The 16,048-nt window shown below is 59.0% G+C and carries 13 protein-coding genes; 4 read left to right on the top strand and 9 right to left on the bottom strand.

Translation table 11 applies throughout. From position 1 onward, the window contains the following. Positions 1–223: 223 nt before the first annotated feature. The 3 genes from RWL87_RS07200 to RWL87_RS07190 all read left to right on the top strand — a co-directional run bounded on the left by RWL87_RS07200 (position 224) and on the right by RWL87_RS07190 (position 3,278). Positions 224–1,465: an MFS transporter gene (locus RWL87_RS07200; RefSeq protein ID WP_294616361.1), complete on the top strand. Its 1,242-nt coding sequence runs from the start codon at positions 224–226 to the stop codon at positions 1,463–1,465. A 241-nt stretch (positions 1,466–1,706) separates the two neighbouring features. Continuing rightward, entirely contained in the window at positions 1,707–2,327 is a 621-nt protein-coding gene (locus RWL87_RS07195; RefSeq protein WP_005507641.1) for a hypothetical protein, read from the top strand. A 219-nt stretch (positions 2,328–2,546) separates the two neighbouring features. After that, positions 2,547–3,278, top strand: a complete 732-nt coding sequence (locus RWL87_RS07190) for a metal-dependent transcriptional regulator (protein ID WP_303980943.1) — start codon at positions 2,547–2,549, stop codon at positions 3,276–3,278. 128 nt (positions 3,279–3,406) lie between these two features. Here the strand turns inward: RWL87_RS07190 and RWL87_RS07185 are convergent, their stop codons facing one another. The 7 genes from RWL87_RS07185 to RWL87_RS07155 form a co-directional block, all read right to left on the bottom strand. Further along, the gene (locus RWL87_RS07185) at positions 3,407–4,291 is read right to left on the bottom strand and encodes a metal ABC transporter permease (RefSeq protein ID WP_313969395.1); all 885 of its coding nucleotides are present in this window, start codon (positions 4,289–4,291) and stop codon (positions 3,407–3,409) included. After that, complete coding sequence (locus RWL87_RS07180) at positions 4,292–5,113, bottom strand: metal ABC transporter ATP-binding protein (protein WP_313969394.1); 822 nt, start codon at positions 5,111–5,113, stop codon at positions 4,292–4,294. It abuts the gene before it with no gap. Between the two features lie 183 nt (positions 5,114–5,296). Then, positions 5,297–6,259: a metal ABC transporter substrate-binding protein gene (locus tag RWL87_RS07175; protein WP_005507646.1), complete on the bottom strand. Its 963-nt coding sequence runs from the start codon at positions 6,257–6,259 to the stop codon at positions 5,297–5,299. Positions 6,260–6,581: 322 nt separating this feature from the next. After that, positions 6,582–7,382 carry an exodeoxyribonuclease III gene (locus RWL87_RS07170; protein WP_070593036.1) on the bottom strand — a complete coding sequence of 267 codons (801 nt, stop codon included), beginning with the start codon at positions 7,380–7,382 and terminating at the stop codon, positions 6,582–6,584. A gap of 213 nt (positions 7,383–7,595) precedes the next feature. Beyond that, positions 7,596–8,414, bottom strand: a complete 819-nt coding sequence (locus RWL87_RS07165) for an S-layer homology domain-containing protein (protein ID WP_313969393.1) — start codon at positions 8,412–8,414, stop codon at positions 7,596–7,598. Between the two features lie 383 nt (positions 8,415–8,797). Next, positions 8,798–10,126 carry a glycosyl hydrolase family 28-related protein gene (locus tag RWL87_RS07160; protein ID WP_313969392.1) on the bottom strand — a complete coding sequence of 443 codons (1,329 nt, stop codon included), beginning with the start codon at positions 10,124–10,126 and terminating at the stop codon, positions 8,798–8,800. A 371-nt stretch (positions 10,127–10,497) separates the two neighbouring features. Beyond that, the gene (locus RWL87_RS07155) at positions 10,498–11,841 is read right to left on the bottom strand and encodes a glycosyl hydrolase family 28-related protein (RefSeq protein WP_313969391.1); all 1,344 of its coding nucleotides are present in this window, start codon (positions 11,839–11,841) and stop codon (positions 10,498–10,500) included. 317 nt (positions 11,842–12,158) lie between these two features. On the opposite strand from RWL87_RS07155, the gene RWL87_RS07150 reads away from it, so the two are divergent. Then, the gene (locus tag RWL87_RS07150) at positions 12,159–12,902 is read left to right on the top strand and encodes an S-layer homology domain-containing protein (protein ID WP_313969390.1); all 744 of its coding nucleotides are present in this window, start codon (positions 12,159–12,161) and stop codon (positions 12,900–12,902) included. Between the two features lie 110 nt (positions 12,903–13,012). Here RWL87_RS07150 and RWL87_RS07145 read toward each other — a convergent pair whose 3' ends face one another. Both RWL87_RS07145 and RWL87_RS07140 read right to left on the bottom strand, forming a co-directional pair. Then, positions 13,013–14,359, bottom strand: a complete 1,347-nt coding sequence (locus RWL87_RS07145; protein ID WP_313969389.1) for a glycosyl hydrolase family 28-related protein — start codon at positions 14,357–14,359, stop codon at positions 13,013–13,015. A 587-nt stretch (positions 14,360–14,946) separates the two neighbouring features. Further along, complete coding sequence (locus tag RWL87_RS07140) at positions 14,947–15,945, bottom strand: bile acid:sodium symporter family protein (RefSeq protein ID WP_371326370.1); 999 nt, start codon at positions 15,943–15,945, stop codon at positions 14,947–14,949. Positions 15,946–16,048 lie beyond the last annotated feature (103 nt).

Genomic DNA, 16,048 nt, shown 5'->3' with positions numbered 1-16,048 from the left:
ATAGAATCTAAAGTATCGCGCGACACACTATTTGTGCGGGGGGGGTGGCTCCCGATGAGCCGCTCCGTGCATCCTCAACCACCCCATCATGACCGGCGAGCACAAGCAGAAACAGGCGGGCACAGCCGACTGTCAAGATTCACTCATACAATTGCGCACGACAAACTACGCACGACGGATTGCACACCGCGCGACACCATAAACCCCATCGTGGAGGTCCCCCATGAGTGTCAACACCGAGCTACTCAAGAATAGAGATTTTCGAAATACTCTTTTCGCCATTGGAGCCAACCAGCTCTCAGACTCGATGAGCTATATCACCACGCCCATCATTATTTTGGCGCTGACCGGCTCCCCCGAGGCCGCGAGCATCACCCTCTTCGTTGCGGGTGTTCTTGCCACCTGCGCCGGGGCAATATCCGGAACGTGGGTTGATAGAATCGGCCCCTCAAAGTGCCTGGCGCTGTCCTGTATTGGCCAGTCACTGTCCTGGGTGGCGATTCTTCTCTACCTCGTTTTCAACGTCACCAATATTTACGTTTTGGTGATCACGATTTCTCTCGCCGCCATTATTTCTACCTTCGACTACCCGAGTGAACAGTCCATCATCACCCGCGTGGTCCCCAAGGAACACCTGGGGTACGCCTCCGGCATGGGTGAGACGCGCGAGTCCACCGCCAACCTGCTGGGCGGCCCGGTCGCGGGCATTATTATCGGTTTCTCGACCGTGCTCATGACCGCCGTTCATGCGGTCGTTAACCTGTTGGCATTCATCGTCGCACCCAAGAGCTACGGTGCTAGTCGGCAGCCCGCAGAAGAGGAAGAAGGAGAGAAAACCAGCTTCTGGCAGGACTCAAAAGCCGGTTTCGAGTACATCCTGAAGAACAAGGTGCTGGTGTCCATCGCGTTCGTTTCAACGCTTGCGAACTTTGGAACGGTCGGTATTCCGCTCACCTTCATCTACTACTACACCCTGGAGGGCGCACACCCGCTCTTCATCGGCATCTTTGCGAGCGCCTTCGGCGTGGGCGTGCTACTCGGCTCGTTCCTGGTCGGCCCGCTGACCGAGAAATTTGCGCTCGGCCCGCTCGGTATTACCTCACTTGCCATCATGTCGGCGTGCTACCTGCTGCTGCCGGTGGTTCATTCGATGCTGTGGGCGGTCTGCCTGCTGATTGTGCTGGCGGGTATTGTGCTCCCCTCCTTCAATTCGAGCATCATTGCGTACATTAACGCATCCACCCCGGAGCACATGATCGGTCGCGTGCACTCGGTGCAGGGCATCCCGAACATGGCGCTGACCCCGCTGGCTGTTCTGCTGGCTGGTTTCCTCATTGTTGATTGGGGTATTACGTACACGGCACTGTTCTACGCGGTGTTCATTTTCCTGTCGCTGGTGGTGATGGTATTCCAGAAGCCGCTGCGTCAGCTGCCGCATATCTCGCAGGTAACGAACGCACAGTAGTTCCGCGGTAGCCCCGTCTATCAACTCCACTCAACGCCCCCGAAAGCGAATAATTCAACGTGCACTTGCATGAAAATTATTTTCCTTTCGGGGGTGTTCTACGTCCTTTCGAGGATTTCTGCACACAGTGCACGCTCACGATAATTCCCCTTATCAATGCGTATTTTTAGGGGTTTAAATGTTGCCGGTATTACGGCGAACCTTACGCCGCTTGTTGAAGGTTTTACGGCATAATAGGAAGGTGTTCGTTCTAACCTTTATTCAACGTTCCGCACAGCACTCACTCACTGCACTGTCGGACGAACTCGCAAAGCTCAACCCGCGTGTTGCCTTCGCCCAGACGTACCCTGACGAAATTCAGGGCGCCTTCGACCGCGCCAGCGACGCACTGCACGCGGCGCTCATTGCCGCGCGCGATAACGGCTTCTGGGTCGGCATCGGAATCGGCGAGCTCAACATCCCCCGATTCGCAGGCGCACTCGGCGCCGTCAGCACCACCGACTGCACCGGCGACGCCCTCGAATTCTCACGCCTCGCCGTCGAAGAAGCACAGGGAGGCGCACCCGTACGCTGCATCAGCGTCAGCGCCGATAACCGCCACCTCGCCGACCTCGCCGCAGGCTCCGCGCGCCTGCTCTACCGCGTATGCGCCGACCGCACCGACGCCGAATGGCGCGTAGTAAACCTGCTTGTACCCGGTGTGCGCGGCCAGCAGAAGGCCGCCGCAACCGCACTCGGCATCACCACCCAGGCGGTCAGCCGCACCCTCGTCCGCTCCCTCTGGCACGAGGAGCAGGCGGCACGCGGTGCACTCATCGAACTGCTGACCCGTATTGACCGTTCGCGCCGCCGCGCCACCTAACCGCCGCCGCGCATCCCTCATTCTTTCGCGCCTGCCAGCCTTTCGTACCTGGTACCTGCCAGCCTTCTGTACCTGCCGGCGCGGAACCGAACACCTGATCCCGCCCGTGATGGTCGCCCCCTGCCAGGGGTGAACTATCCGGGCGGGACGCTTTTTAAGCCCGCGCTGAATACCCTGTAGCTCGACGGGCAAAACCAGAGAAAAGGTAAACTTATCTTTATGCCTCTTTCAGAACTTTCCGTCAGCACCCAGAACTACCTCAAGGAAATCTGGAGCCTCGAAGAATGGACCAAAACCCCTGCCACCGCATCCGCCCTGGCAGAACGCATGGGCCTGCGCATTTCTTCGGTATCTGACGGCCTCAAGCGCCTCGCCGCCGCCGACCTGATCGAGCATCAGCCCTACGGCGCTATTGAGCTCACTGAAACCGGCCGCTCCTACGCGCTGGCGATGATTCGCCGCCACCGCCTCATTGAGACGTTCCTCGTGGAGACCCTCGGCTACACGTGGGACCGTGTACACGACGAGGCGGAGGTTCTGGAGCACGCGGTATCCGACTTCATGGTGGACCGCATCGACACCCTGTTGGGGCACCCGACCCGCGACCCGCACGGCGACCCGATCCCGGACTCTTCGGGGCATATTAGTTTTCCGCAGACTGTGCCACTGAGCCAGTGCGAACCCGGCGAAACGGTCGTGCTCGAACGCATTAACGATGACGACCCGCGCCTGCTGCGCTACCTGCAGGGCCACGGCTTTGTGCCCGGCGTGCGCCTGCACATTGAGGAGGGTGCACCCTTCTCGGAGGCGGTGAACGTGAGCGTGGTCGGCGCCGGTTCCGGCAACCTGCACGAGACGGACGCGGAGGGCGCGGTGAAGCCCGGCGGCACCATCATTCCGTTGGGTGCGGAGGCGACCGCCTCCTTGTTCGTGTCCCGCACGGTGCGTTAGATACAGGGCGTTAGCGGCGGGTTTCTAGCCCGGTAATCCGGGCGGGAACGCACCCCAAGAATTTCAGAAAAAGCGCTAGGCGGAGGTCCCAGATGGGGCCTCCGCCTAGCGCTGTATTGAGTTAGTTTTTAGGAAGCTGAGGGCTCAGCTTCTGCTGCAACGGTGCTGAGTCGGCGGGCGCGCATCCTGCCCAGCAGACCGTAGCGCGGGGCGAACACGTACGCCAGGGCGAACAGTATGCCCTGCGTGACGACCACGGCACCACCGGGGGACACATCCGCGTGGTAGCTGGCGTACAGGCCAGTCAGCGTGCCCACCAGGGATACACCCACGCTCACCGCGAGCATCGGCACGAACCGGTCAGTGATGAGGCGCGCCGTGGAGCCGGGGATAACCAGCATTGCCACGACCAGCACCACACCCACGATCTGCAGCGCCACCACGGAGGTCAGCGCCAGCATAATGAGCAGCAGTGCGCCGAGCAGACGCGGACGCAGCCCCACCGCCTGCGCGAAGCCCGGGTCGAAGGCGTACAGCACGAAGTCGCGGCGCTTGACCAGCAGCACGGCGGCAACCACCACCGCGAGGATGGCGACCTGCCAGACGTCCGACCAGGACACGCCCAGTACGTTACCGAAGAGGATATGGTTCAGGTCGGTATTCGACGGCGTGACCGAAATCAGCACCAGACCGAACGCGAACATGGTCGTGAACACGATGCCGATCGCGGCGTCTTCGCGCACGCGTCCGCTGCGCCGTACCCCGCCGATGAGCGCCACTGCCAGGAGCGCGGCAATGACCGCACCCACCGCGAAGGGCGCACCGAAAATGTAGGCGAGCACCACGCCGGGCAGTACCGCGTGCGAGATTGCGTCACCCATGAGCGACCAGCCGAGCAGCACGAGCCAGCAGGAGAGCAGGGCGCAGACGGCGGCGGCGATGACGGTGACCACGAATGCGCGGAGCATGAAGGGCAGGGTCAGCGGCTCCACCAGAAAGTTGAGGATGTCCATTTAGTTCTTCCCTTCCACAGAGCTGATCGTAGTAGTGCCGGAGGTAGCAGCGCCGGTAGCGACCGACGCGCCGGCGTCCACTTCCATGCCGAAGGCGCGCACCAGGTTCTCGGGGGCGAGCACCTTCTCGGGGGTGTCGTGCATCAGAATATCGCCGCGTAGCAGTAGCGCCTCGTCGGCGAACTGGCGCAGGCTCGCCAAGTCGTGCGTGGAAACCAGCACGGTCGCGCCCTCGTCACGCAGCTGTTCGATGACCTGAATGAGCATCGCTTCGCTACGCTTGTCCACGCCGGCGAAAGGCTCATCCAGCAGCAGCAGCTGGGCGCCCTGAGCGATAGCGCGTGCCACGAAGGCGCGCTTACGCTGACCGCCCGAAAGCGCCCCAATCTGACGGTCGGCAAGGTCGGTCAGTTCCACGCGGGCGAGCGCCTCATCCACGGCGGCACGGTCTGCGGCACGCAGACGGCGGGTGATGCCGAGGTTGCGGTAGCGTCCCATGCTGACGACCTCACGCACGGAGATGGGGAAGGTCCAGTCGATTTCTTCGCTCTGCGGCACGTAGCTGACGAGTCCAGCGCGGTGGTGGTGTGCGTTCTTGCCGCGGCTGCCATGGTTACCGCCGACGGGCTGCCCGTCGAGGGTGATGCTGCCGGCGTGCATGGGCACGACCCCCATGATGGCTTTGAAGAGGGTGGATTTGCCGGAGCCGTTCATGCCGATCAGGCCGCAGATACGCCCGGTGTCCAGGGTGAAGGATGCGCCAGTGAGGGCGCGGACTGGCCCGTAGTTCACGTGCACGTTATCGCAGGTGAGAAGTGACATTCGGTGGCTCTTTCGGGGTTTCTTCGGTGTGTTGATGAGTTGCTTGTGTGAGTGGGTGTTAACGGCGTGGGAGGAGCGGAGCCATGAAGTCGACCGCCCCTCCTATCCTATCGGGGGTTTGGGGTTTACCCGGGGTTTTCGAGGTCGGATTTGACCCTGGTTTAGCCCGGGTTTATGCCGGGTTTAGGAGTTGCCCTTGAGGCCCGCAACGATGGTGCGTGCGTCGTATCGGATCATGTCCAGGTAGGTGGGCACGGGGCCGTTCGCCTCGGAGAGCGAGTCCACGTAGAGCACGCCGCCGAATCGTGCGCCGGTGGCGTCTGCGACCTGGCGCATCGGGTTGTCAGAGACGGTGGATTCACAGAACACGGCGGGCACCTGGTTCTCGCGCACGTAGTCGATCGCGGAGGAAATCTGCGAGGGGGTCGCCTGCTGTTCGGAGTTGACCGCCCAAATGTACTTTTCCTTCAGGCCCGCATCTGCCGCCAGGTAGGAGAAGGCGCCTTCGCAGGTGACGAGTGCGCGCTGGTTCTCGGGCAGGGTGGAGATTTCCTTGACGAGCTCGTCACGCACGCCCTGTAGCTGCTTCTTGTAGGCTTCGCCGCGGGTCTTGTAGTCGGCGGCGTGGGCCGGGTCGAGGGCGCTAAATTCGCGAATCATCACGTCCACGTACTTTTGCACGTTGCTGGGGCTCATCCAGGCGTGGGGGTTGGGCTTGCCCGCGTAGGCGTCCTCGGTAATGGAGATGGGCGTGACCCCCTCGGAGACGGTCACGTGCTTAGCGTGGGATTCTTCAACGAACTTCGCGAACCAGGATTCGAGGTTCAGGCCGTTGTCGAGCACCAGGTCAGCGGCGTGCGCCTTCTTCAGGTCGGAGGGAGTGGGCTCGTACTCGTGGATCTCTGCGCCGGGCTTGGTGAGGGATTCGACGTTCAGGTCGTCGCCTGCCACGTTGCGGGCGATGTCTGCGAGCACGGTGAAGGTGGTGAGCACGGTCTTCTTACCGCTGCTGCTCTTAGCGCCTTCGGTGGTGCTGGAGGTGCTACCGCAGCCGGTGAGCACGAGTAGCAGGGTGAGTGCGAGGGCGGCGCAGAGCGCCTGGACGAGGCGGCGTGCGTTGCTGCCTGCGGGGGTGAAAGCGTTCATGAGGCATCCTTCATTGGAAGTCACGGGTTTAAGTATGTGGTTGATGTGTGGGATGTACCGCGCCGGGACGCTAGGGACACGGTGGTGTCTGCGCAGGCATCATAATGCGCTTTTGCCTGTCGTCCCGGGCGGAATTTAACAATAGTTCGGCTAGCCGAACTTTTCAACTAAGCCACACAGAAAACCTTGAAATATTGGCAGAAACCCAGGAGCAGGCGCGCAGAAACACAGGACAGAAGCACCGGCATATACAGCAAGGAGGCGGGGACCCCTCCCCCGCCTCCTTACTGCACGCGGTTCTACGGCAAGCTATACGCTCGGATTAGTCGGCAATCTCAACCACGACCGGCGTGTGGTCGCTTGCGCCTTCACCGGCGCGTTCCACCTTATCGATCCAGGCACGTTCCACGCGTGCGGCGAGCGCGGGCGAGAACAGCTGAAAGTCAATGCGCATGCCCTCATCCTTGGTGAAGCGGCCCGCCTGGTAGTCCCAGTAGGTGTACTCGCCCGGAGTGTGCGGGCGTACTACGTCCACCATGCCCTCTTCGAGTAGGGCGGCGAAGGCGCGGCGTTCGGGTTCGGAAACGTGGGTCATTTCGTTGCGCAGGAAGTAGTCTATATCCCACACGTCGGCATCCTCGGGGGCGACGTTCCAGTCACCGACCAGGGCAAGCTGCGACTGCGGGTTAGCAGCCAGTTCGTTGTGCACGTTCTGGCACAGCGCCTCCATCCAGTGGAGCTTATAGTCCATATGCGGGTCGGTCAGGCCGCGGCCGTTGGGCACGTAGAGGCTCCAGACGCGCACGCCGCCGCAGGTCGCACCGATAGCGCGCGCCTCCAGCACCTCGGGTTCGCCGGGCTTGCCGAAGTGCGGCTGGTTATCGAAGCCGCGCTGCACGTCTTCGAGGCCAACTCGGGAGGCGATTGCCACGCCATTCCACTGATTCAGGCCAAAGTGCGCAACCTCGTAGCCCATGAATTCGAAAAGGTCGAAGGGGAAGGTTTCGTCCTTGGTTTTGGTTTCTTGCAGGGCGAGCACGTCAACGTCGTGTTCGTCGAGCCAGTCTTCGACGCGGTTCTCGCGGGCGCGGATTGAGTTGATGTTCCAGGTGGCAATCTTCATGCCTTCTAGCTTAGCGGGTGCAGCGCAGGCGCCTTTCATTGCACGGAGGCGATTACGCGGCGAGCACGGACGCTCGCAACCTGCCAGAACAGCACAGCACCCGGAACAGAGCACCGCCCGCCTGCGCAACCCATTGGGTCGCACCGGCAGGCGGTGAATATATGCGCTAGTCAGCGCTGAATCTAGTTAGCGCTGAGCTGGTCGGTATTACTCCTAGTCAACAGCGGGAGTGCCCACAACCTTCAGACCCTTATCGCCGTACGCCTTGAGCATGTACAGGGCATCGGAGAAGTACAGGGGGCTGGCGGGGTCCACCACGTCTGCCGCGCCGTCACCGTCGCGGTCCACTTCGGGGTAGGTGCCGAGCGTGCGGGCTGCCCAGCGGTTTTCGGTCTTGAACTGCTCAGCCTTCTTGGCTTCGGCACGTAGTGGACGGCGGATCTGGCGCAACTGTGCGGCACCGTCGGGGCTACCGGCGGCACGGTACAGGAACGCGGCGAGGGTGTGGCGGGTGGCGTACTCGTCCGCATGGAAGAGCCCGTCATCCCAGCCGGAGGTGATGCCCGCGTCCGCTGCCCAAATGTAGGCGGCGTAGCCGGGGTCGGTGGTTGCCACATCCTTGTAGGGGGAGGTCTTGGGCAGGTCCTTGACGGTCGGGGAACCCGCCATGCGGTAGAGCATGCGCACGAGCTGGCCGCGGGTGACGGTTGCGGTGCTGTGGCGGCGGGTGACGGTGTACTCTTCGCTGTCGAGGTAGCCGTGGCAGACTGCCCACACGCCGGGGGTGGCACTCATGGTGCCGAGGAAGGTGGCGACGCATTCGGCGTAGCTGGGGTCGTCCTTGGGCTGCTGTGCCTTGACGACGAGCTGCAGGTTGGCTGCGGGTTCTGCGGCGTTAGCGGCATGGGCGGCGGGTTGTGCATTCACTGCGGCGGTGACGGGTACGGCGCCGAGGGCGAGTGCGAGGGTGAGGGCAAAGACGCGGCGTGCGCGAGTGGTGGGCGTGAGGACTCGGGAGATAACCGGAAGCATGGGCTGTCCTTATGTAATTGTGGTTGGGAACCGGCCGGAAGGAACCGATTTTTGGGTCGACCGCGGGGTCGCCAAATGGAGCGAATAGGAAAAGGGGGTTGGCGTGCAGTGATATGGACTGTTTGTTGCCGCCTTTAGAAAGTCTAAAGTATCTCTTCATATTTTATTCAATATTTAATTGAGACTTATATCAACCGCGCCATAAATGTTGTTTAAATGGACAGGGCAGCTGCGAATGGTATGTATTCCATTCGCAGCTGCCCTGATTCTTAGCCGATATGTGGCGGCATAACGCGCCCACTTGGGCACACGCACCTCCCCCGCGATTCACAGGAAAGTCCCGAACCGGTTCGGGCGTGTCTGCTAGCCTCCGTCAGCCTCCGCTAACCGCGCATCACGTTGTAGGCTTCCTTGGTGAGCTGACCGGCGGGCGAGGTGGAGTGGCGCAACTCCTCAACCTCAATGACCACGTTCGCACCGATTGCGCCGGTAATGTACACGCGGCGGCCGAGCATATTGCCCTCACCGATGCGGTCATCCTTGGCGGTGCCTTCGGTGATGCGCAGGTCGTAAATCTTGTTTTCAATGTAGAAGCCGTACAGGGAGGCGGGCTTCTCCGGCGGGTTGTAGGAGACGGGCGCAACCATGCGGGTACCGCGCGCGTTGCGACTGATGTACCAGTTGGCGGCCTCGTCGGCACCGGCGGCACCGCTGACGGTGCCAGCCCAGCTGGAGCCTTCCGCTTCGCAGCCGACGAAGATGTTGTGCGCCCACTCGACAATCCAGCCGTGGCCCGCGTTCGAGCGTGCGGTGCAGCCGATGAACATGTTGCGTTCACCCTGCACGATCCAGCCTGCACCGGCGTGGCGGGTGGCGGGCTCGTAGAGGGCGTTCTTGTTGCTGGTGCGGTGGTTGCTGTTGCTGGAGCAGTTCTCGAACTTCGCCTGCGCCGCGTACACCTCGATACCGGCGTAGGAGCCGCCGCTGAGGTTCGCTTCGGCAACGTCTACGCCGCGCAGCTTGTTGTCTGCCGCGCCGGAGTTTTGGCCTTCGTTGGGGCGGCGGGGGTGGCCGGCGGGCTTGCCGAGCAGCAGACCCTGGTTGAGGGTGCGGCGGATGGTCACGTCGTCAATTTTCATGCCCTGGTCGTCCAGGCCGAGCACAGCAACGCCGATGGCGGTGTCCCAGACTTCCACGCCGGCAATAACGGGCACGATGTCCGGTTCGTTGAGCAGGTCGCCGGTCAGGTGGGTGTGGAAGATGACGCCGGCGACGTTGTTCAGCGGGGCGGTGTGTGCATCCAGCGAGTAGCTGCTGATGGGGGTATTGGCGGCATTGGTGCGGATGTGCAGGTTGCGCACGCCCATGCGCATGGGCTTGTTGGCGTTGTAGCTGCCGTAGACGGGGGTGGTGTAGCTGCCGACGTGGAACACGCCGGTGTATTCGGTGTGGCCGTTGGTGGTGGTGGGGATGGCGCGGTCGGAGTGCGCGATGACGACGGTTGAGGAGCCGTAGCCGAAGATTTCGACGCGGTGTTTGATGTCGATGAAGGGGTAAGAGACGCGGTAGATGCCGCGGGGCAGTTCTACGGATCCGCCGCCGCGTGCGGCGACGTCGTCGACTGCTCGCTGGATGGCTGCGGTGGAGTCTTTGGCACCGGTGGGGTCTGCGCCGTAGTTGATGGCGTTGATGCTCATGGGCGTATCGGGCATGATGGGCTCAATTCTTTCGATGGGTACCGCGTTCGGTGCTGAAGGCGGCGCGGGTGAGTGAATTGAGTGAATACGGCTGTAAGTGAATACGGTGCTGCGTGGGTGCAGTGTTGAGTTTGTGTGGTGCGGTGTGTTGGGCGCATTTCTGCGGATGTGTTGGCGTGTGTGGGTCTGTGCACCGGCAGACCTGCCTCCTGCTCAAGGGTACCGCATTGCGCGTGTGGAGGCGATGACCGGGCGCTGTGATGCCCGCTCCCCTGCCGCCTCACGCGGCTCTCGCCAGCGCCCTCTGCCGCCGCATCGTGCGGGGTGTTAAACGCCGAGGGGCGGGGATTACTCCCCGCCCCTCAAACGTTTAAATATTTTGTAAATTAGTAGACCCAGGTACCACCAGGGAGTTCTTTAAGGGTTTCAGTAGTAAATTTTTGGTACTGTAGCGCATCAATCTGCAAGATGACTTGGTTGCCAAGGGGTCCAGCCGCACAGACCCTACGATTCTTCAGGTTGCTCTCGCTCATTCGCTCGTCAATGACTGAGCCACCAATAATTTGCAGGTCGTTCGTTCCACCCTCAATATAAAACCCATACAGTGAAGCTTTAAGATTGTCTTTAGGGTTATGTGAACGTGGAGCTACAAGCCGTAAACCTGTTGCCCACTTCATAATGTACCAATTTGCGGCCTCCATCGGTTTTGCTTGACGACCTTCTATCAAAGTTCCTTCAAAGCTGGAGGACTCACCTAGACAGCCGATGAACTGGCTTTTACCGAGACGCAGAACCCAGCCGTGGCCCCCATTTTCCTGGGCGGTGCAACCAATGTACATGTTTCGTTCGCCACGGTTGAGCCACCCGGCACCAGCATGAGCATTCTCAGGAGAATAGATAGTGCTTTTAGGAAGGGTGCGGTGGTTATACCAGCTGCTGGAGAGTTCAAATTTCGTTTGGGAAGCGTACACCTCAATGCCAGCGTATACACCACCGGACTGATTTGTCCCAGAGACGTCAATCATGGAGAACTTATTGTCTGCACCATCAGCGTTCTGGTCTTTAGACTTTCGCAACGGATGACCAACAGGCTTGCCGACTAGTAAACCTTGACGGAGGGCCTTTCGGATACGGAGATTGTGCACCTTCATACCTTGGTCGTCTTTTCCGAGAATAGCTACTCCAATATCAGTACCCCAGATTTCAACGTTAGAAAGTAAAGGAACAGCATCAGGTTCATTTGAGGATTTATCTGGCATCTCAGTATGAAACAGGACTCCCACGACCTTGGGCATAAGAGGAGTCGTATGAAGCTCCTTCCAGAATGATCCATTAGGGTCTGAGAGAGACAGATTAGACGGGTTTGTACGGATAAATAAGTCTCGAACACCCATACGCATAGGTTTGTTTTCACCTTCATTTGGGTTTGTCATGGGTACGCTATATGTTCCCGTGTGGAAAACCCCAGTTGTAAATTCAACGGTTTTCTCACCCGTGGCAATAATGCGGGTTGCCTGACCGTGCCCAAACACCTCTACACGATGCTTCAACTCAATGAAGGGGTAGGTGACACGATAAATGCCACCGGGAATCTCCACTGAGCCACCGCCTCGTGCGGCTACTTCATTAATAGCTTTTTGAATAGCGGCGGTAGAGTCTTTAGTCCCCGTAGGGTCAGCATCATAGTTAAGAGCATTAACCGCCATAGGGCTTGTTTTCTCAGAGGCCATGAATCCTCAATTCAAGAAGTAGTGAGTGAATATATCTGCTAGTCAGCAGCTTATATGGGTAGTTTACGGCAATATCCGAGAAATCAATGGGGTATTTATGCACTTAGATATAAATTCATATCATCTTCTACATGAGGGTTATTTTTTATAAATCTTAAAGGTGAGGATTATACTTTCACCTTTTAATCTCTGACAGGCAAAGATGCAGGTGACACATTGCCTACATGCAACGGGATTCAGATTCCTTAATGTGGTGCTAGTATTTAGCTGATTCACTCAACATGTCGTTCTCACATCACCGATTTCTGGAGAGTAACATGACCCCCCTCCCTCGCCCCCTCAAAGCATTGGGGGTAGCAGGCGTTGCCGCATCCTTGATGCTGGCACCCCTCCCCGCACATGCGGAAGGGAACAACCTCTACCGCAACCCCAGTAAATTTTATACTGGCGCAGTTAGTGACTGTCTCCTGGATAAGCAATACGGACGCGGCCAGATAGCAGATATCTGGGCATATTGTAATGGCTTGATTTCTACAAACGTTTACGAAATTCCCAATAGTTCTGCCAGCAGAATGGACGTTATCGCTGCTTTATACCGTCTAGCAGGATACCCTGAAGTCAAAAACCTACCCGCAGTATCCCCCTACGCAGACGTGGAGACCTATGAGCCCACCTACCCTCTTGCTATCTGGGCATCACGTGAGGGAATTACAAATGGTTGGTCTGATGGCAAGTTCCATCCCGATGATCGTGCAACTACCAGCACCGTCATCGCTTTCCTCTACCGTGCTGCCGGCAGCCCACAAAAGCTGTGGTACCGCACATGGGAACATTACAACTACGCAGCTAAAGATATTACCCCCATCGGAAAACCTTTCTGGAAAGAAACTTCCTGGTACACCGTAGCTATCGCTCCGTACCCCAAGGTACCCGTTAACGAAAACGAACCGGATAATCTCAAGACCGCTAAACCCACCACCATCCTTGACAGGAGGACGGTATATTCAATGATTCGAGATTTTCATACTTCCGGGTACCAGGTCGTCGGAACCCACAAATAAAATATGACGCATACGCTTGAGGGGCGGGGATTACTCCCCGCCCCTCAAGCGTATGCGTTTTAAGATTTTGTGATCACGAGCCTCAGCTCGCAGGACTCAACCCGCGAGGGTTAGCCCATGAACACGCCGTTGCCGCGCTTCTCCAGCTGCTTCGGCGCGAAGGTTGCGTGGCGGATGTGGTCCACCTCGATGAGCACGTTATCACCCATCGCGCCGGTCACGTGAACGCGGCGGCCAACCATGTTGTTATCACCAATACGGTCATCCTTCGCGGACGCAGTGGTAATGTGCATATCGCGAATGTTGTTCTCAATGTAGAAACCGTACAGGGAAGCCTTCGCCCAGCTGTAAGGGTTGTGCGAACGGGGAGCCACGAAGCGGCTACCGCGTGCGTTACGGCCAATGTACCAGTTTGCCGCCTCGTCGCCTCGAGCGGCGCCGGTAACAGCGTCCTGGAAGCTGGAGGACTCGCCCAGGCAGCCAATGAACTGGTTGTTGCCCCACTCCACGAGCCAGCCGTGACCGGCGTTCTCCTGGGCGGTGCAGCCAATGAACATGTTGCGGGTGCCCTGAATGAACCAGCCTGCACCCACGTGGCGGGTCTTCACCTCGTACAGGGCGTTCTTACCCTGGTTACGCTTGTTGAACCAGCTGGTGGACGCCTCGAACTTGGACTGAGAGGTGTAAATCTCGATACCCGCGTAGGTGCCGAAGCTCATGTTTGCGTCAGAGACGTCAATCATGGAGAACTTGTTATCTGCCGCACCGGGGGTGTCACCCTCACGGGCACGCAGCGGGTGGCCGACGGGCTTACCGACGAGCAGGCCCTGGCGCAGGGTCTGGCGGATGCGCAGCTTGTCGATCTTCATGCCCTGGTCGTCCAGGCCCAGGATTGCAACGCCGATGGCGGTGTCCCAGATTTCGATGTTGGACAGGGTGGGAACTGCATCCGGCTCACCGGGGTTAGCGTCCGCAATGCGGGTGTGGAAGATAACGCCTGCAACGTTGTCGACGGGCTGGGTGTGCTTCTCCAGGAAAATCTGGTTGCTCTTAGAATCCAGCGGCAGGTTGTACTTGTTGGTGCGGATGAACAGGTCACGCACGCCCATACGCATGGGCTTGTTCTGGTTGGTGCCACCGCTCATGGGGGTGGTGTAGCTACCGGTGTGGAAAACGCCGGTGCATTCGTAGCTACCGTTCTTGGACGACGGGATGCTCTTGTCGGTGAAAGCAACGATTCGGGTTGCCTGACCGTGGCCGAAAATCTCGACGCGGTGCTTCATTTCGATGAAGGGATAGGAGACGCGGTACATGCCGCCGGGAATCTCCACGGAGCCGCCGCCCTGCGCAGCAACATCATCGATAGCCTTCTGGATAGCACTAGTGGAATCTCGTACGCCGGTGGGGTCAGCGTTGTACTTGGAATCGCATACGTTCACGCTCATGATGGTAGCCATGGAGTGTCCTCTTTCTTGGCGGATACAAACAGCGATTAGCGCATAGATAGAATCTAAGCGCGTCATTAAGCTGAGTGTATCCAGTTGTGTTTGAGTGAATAAATGGTTTTGAGCTTCCTTCCGGTTGAGTGAGTGAATCTCTTCCGATGTGGGATGCGGGCGGGGAGTGAATCCGCTGCATCAACGCTCGTGGGCGGTGTGAGGGAGTGAATCTCAACCGTTCCCATGTGAGTCATAAATTCTTGCATACAGGATGCGAATCTGTCTAACCCACGACAAAACATTCTAGGGCAAATTTGGGGCTTTTTCGCCGCTCAACGCCCGATAGTGTTGATTGTCTCCTCGGTCACTTTTATGCAGTGGAGTGCACATACCCCACAAAAACCCAACTGACCAGTACAAATACCACATTTTGCACACAAATGCACTAGTCAGGGAATTTTTGGCAGTGCGCGCCACATCACTTCATAAACCGATTGATACGGCCCAAAGTCCCCCATTAAAACCCCTCATCAGAGGCTTATCTCACAGACTCAGAGGCCCCCAATAGCACCCGCCGAGCACCCCGGCAGATAGGGTTCAAGCCCCTACTGAACTTCCTTTGCGGAGGCTGCACCCACCACATCCAGGCGCGCATAGCGGCCCGCAAGCCAGGTACAAATCATCAACTGAACCTGATGGAAAATCATGATCGGCAGCATCATCAGGCCCAGCGAGCCCGCACCAAAAATAATAATCGCCATCGGCAGGCCAGCCGCCAGCGACTTCTTCGAACCGCAGAACTGAATCGTAATACGGTCGGCACGGTTGAAGCCCAGGCGCTTAGCCAACTGGTCAGTCAGCCACAGCATAAACACCACAATAATCGCCATGAGCACGACCAGCAGCACAATCTGCCACCACGCCACGCGCGTCCACACGCCCTGCACCACCGAAGCGGAAAACGCCGAATACACAATCATCATGACCGAGAACTTATCCAGCCACTTGGTCGTCGGCTTCTTAGCGAACTCCCCCACCCAGCGGCGCGTCAGCTGACCGAGCACGAACGGCAGGAACAGCTGAATGGCGATATCCAGGAAGACCGTTCCAGAGAACTCAATATGGCCCGTGTTCATCAGTAGCATGGCGAGCAGCGGGGTCGCCACCACGCCCACAATCGAAGAGAGCGAAGCGCTCACAATCGCCGCCGCCACGTTACCACCCGCAATCGAGGTGAACGCAATCGACGCCTGCACGGTCGAGGGCACAAAGGTCAAGAACAGGATGCCCATGTACAGCCCATCGCCGAGCACAAAACGCAGTGGTGAAAGCGCCAAACCGACCAGCGGGAACAGCACGAACGTGCAGCTGAGAATCATCAGGTGCAGACGCCAGTGGGTCAGGCCGCGAATAGCCTCCGCGGTGGAGAGGCGAGCGCCGTACAGGTAGAACAGCAGGGCGACCGCGAACTTCGTTCCGGTGCTGAACCATTCGGCGAAGTCGCCGCGCGCCGGCACAATAATTGCGAGGATGACCGCGCTAATGAGCATGGTCAGCAGCGGGTCGAGCTTGATAGAGCGAAGTGATGAAAGCATGCTGTCCATTCTATGCCTGCGGCATGCAGCGGATGCCGTGGCGGGCGCACCTTCTCACCTGGGGGTCACGCAGGGAGAGCTTAGGAGTGTGCAGGAGGCGGTTAACAGCCGA

The sequence above is a fragment of the uncultured Rothia sp. genome (genome assembly GCF_963555405.1).
GTDB lineage: Bacteria > Actinomycetota > Actinomycetes > Actinomycetales > Micrococcaceae > Rothia.
The sequence above is the reverse complement of the archived record's forward strand: the minus strand, read 5'-3'. Positions and strand labels throughout refer to the sequence as shown.

What these genes read in the sequence shown, in the direction of transcription:
- RWL87_RS07170 (WP_070593036.1), bottom strand. Translation starts at nt 7,382, where the DNA reads ATGAAGATTGCCACCTGGAACATCAACTCAATCCGCGCCCGCGAGAAC.
- RWL87_RS07200 (WP_294616361.1), top strand. Translation starts at nt 224, where the DNA reads ATGAGTGTCAACACCGAGCTACTCAAGAATAGAGATTTTCGAAATACT.
- RWL87_RS07150 (WP_313969390.1), top strand. Translation starts at nt 12,159, where the DNA reads ATGACCCCCCTCCCTCGCCCCCTCAAAGCATTGGGGGTAGCAGGCGTT.
- RWL87_RS07185 (WP_313969395.1), bottom strand. Translation starts at nt 4,291, where the DNA reads ATGGACATCCTCAACTTTCTGGTGGAGCCGCTGACCCTGCCCTTCATG.
- RWL87_RS07160 (WP_313969392.1), bottom strand. Translation starts at nt 10,126, where the DNA reads ATGCCCGATACGCCCATGAGCATCAACGCCATCAACTACGGCGCAGAC.
- RWL87_RS07145 (WP_313969389.1), bottom strand. Translation starts at nt 14,359, where the DNA reads ATGGCTACCATCATGAGCGTGAACGTATGCGATTCCAAGTACAACGCT.
- RWL87_RS07140 (WP_371326370.1), bottom strand. Translation starts at nt 15,945, where the DNA reads ATGGACAGCATGCTTTCATCACTTCGCTCTATCAAGCTCGACCCGCTG.
- RWL87_RS07190 (WP_303980943.1), top strand. Translation starts at nt 2,547, where the DNA reads ATGCCTCTTTCAGAACTTTCCGTCAGCACCCAGAACTACCTCAAGGAA.
- RWL87_RS07155 (WP_313969391.1), bottom strand. Translation starts at nt 11,841, where the DNA reads ATGGCCTCTGAGAAAACAAGCCCTATGGCGGTTAATGCTCTTAACTAT.
- RWL87_RS07165 (WP_313969393.1), bottom strand. Translation starts at nt 8,414, where the DNA reads ATGCTTCCGGTTATCTCCCGAGTCCTCACGCCCACCACTCGCGCACGC.
- RWL87_RS07180 (WP_313969394.1), bottom strand. Translation starts at nt 5,113, where the DNA reads ATGTCACTTCTCACCTGCGATAACGTGCACGTGAACTACGGGCCAGTC.
- RWL87_RS07175 (WP_005507646.1), bottom strand. Translation starts at nt 6,259, where the DNA reads ATGAACGCTTTCACCCCCGCAGGCAGCAACGCACGCCGCCTCGTCCAG.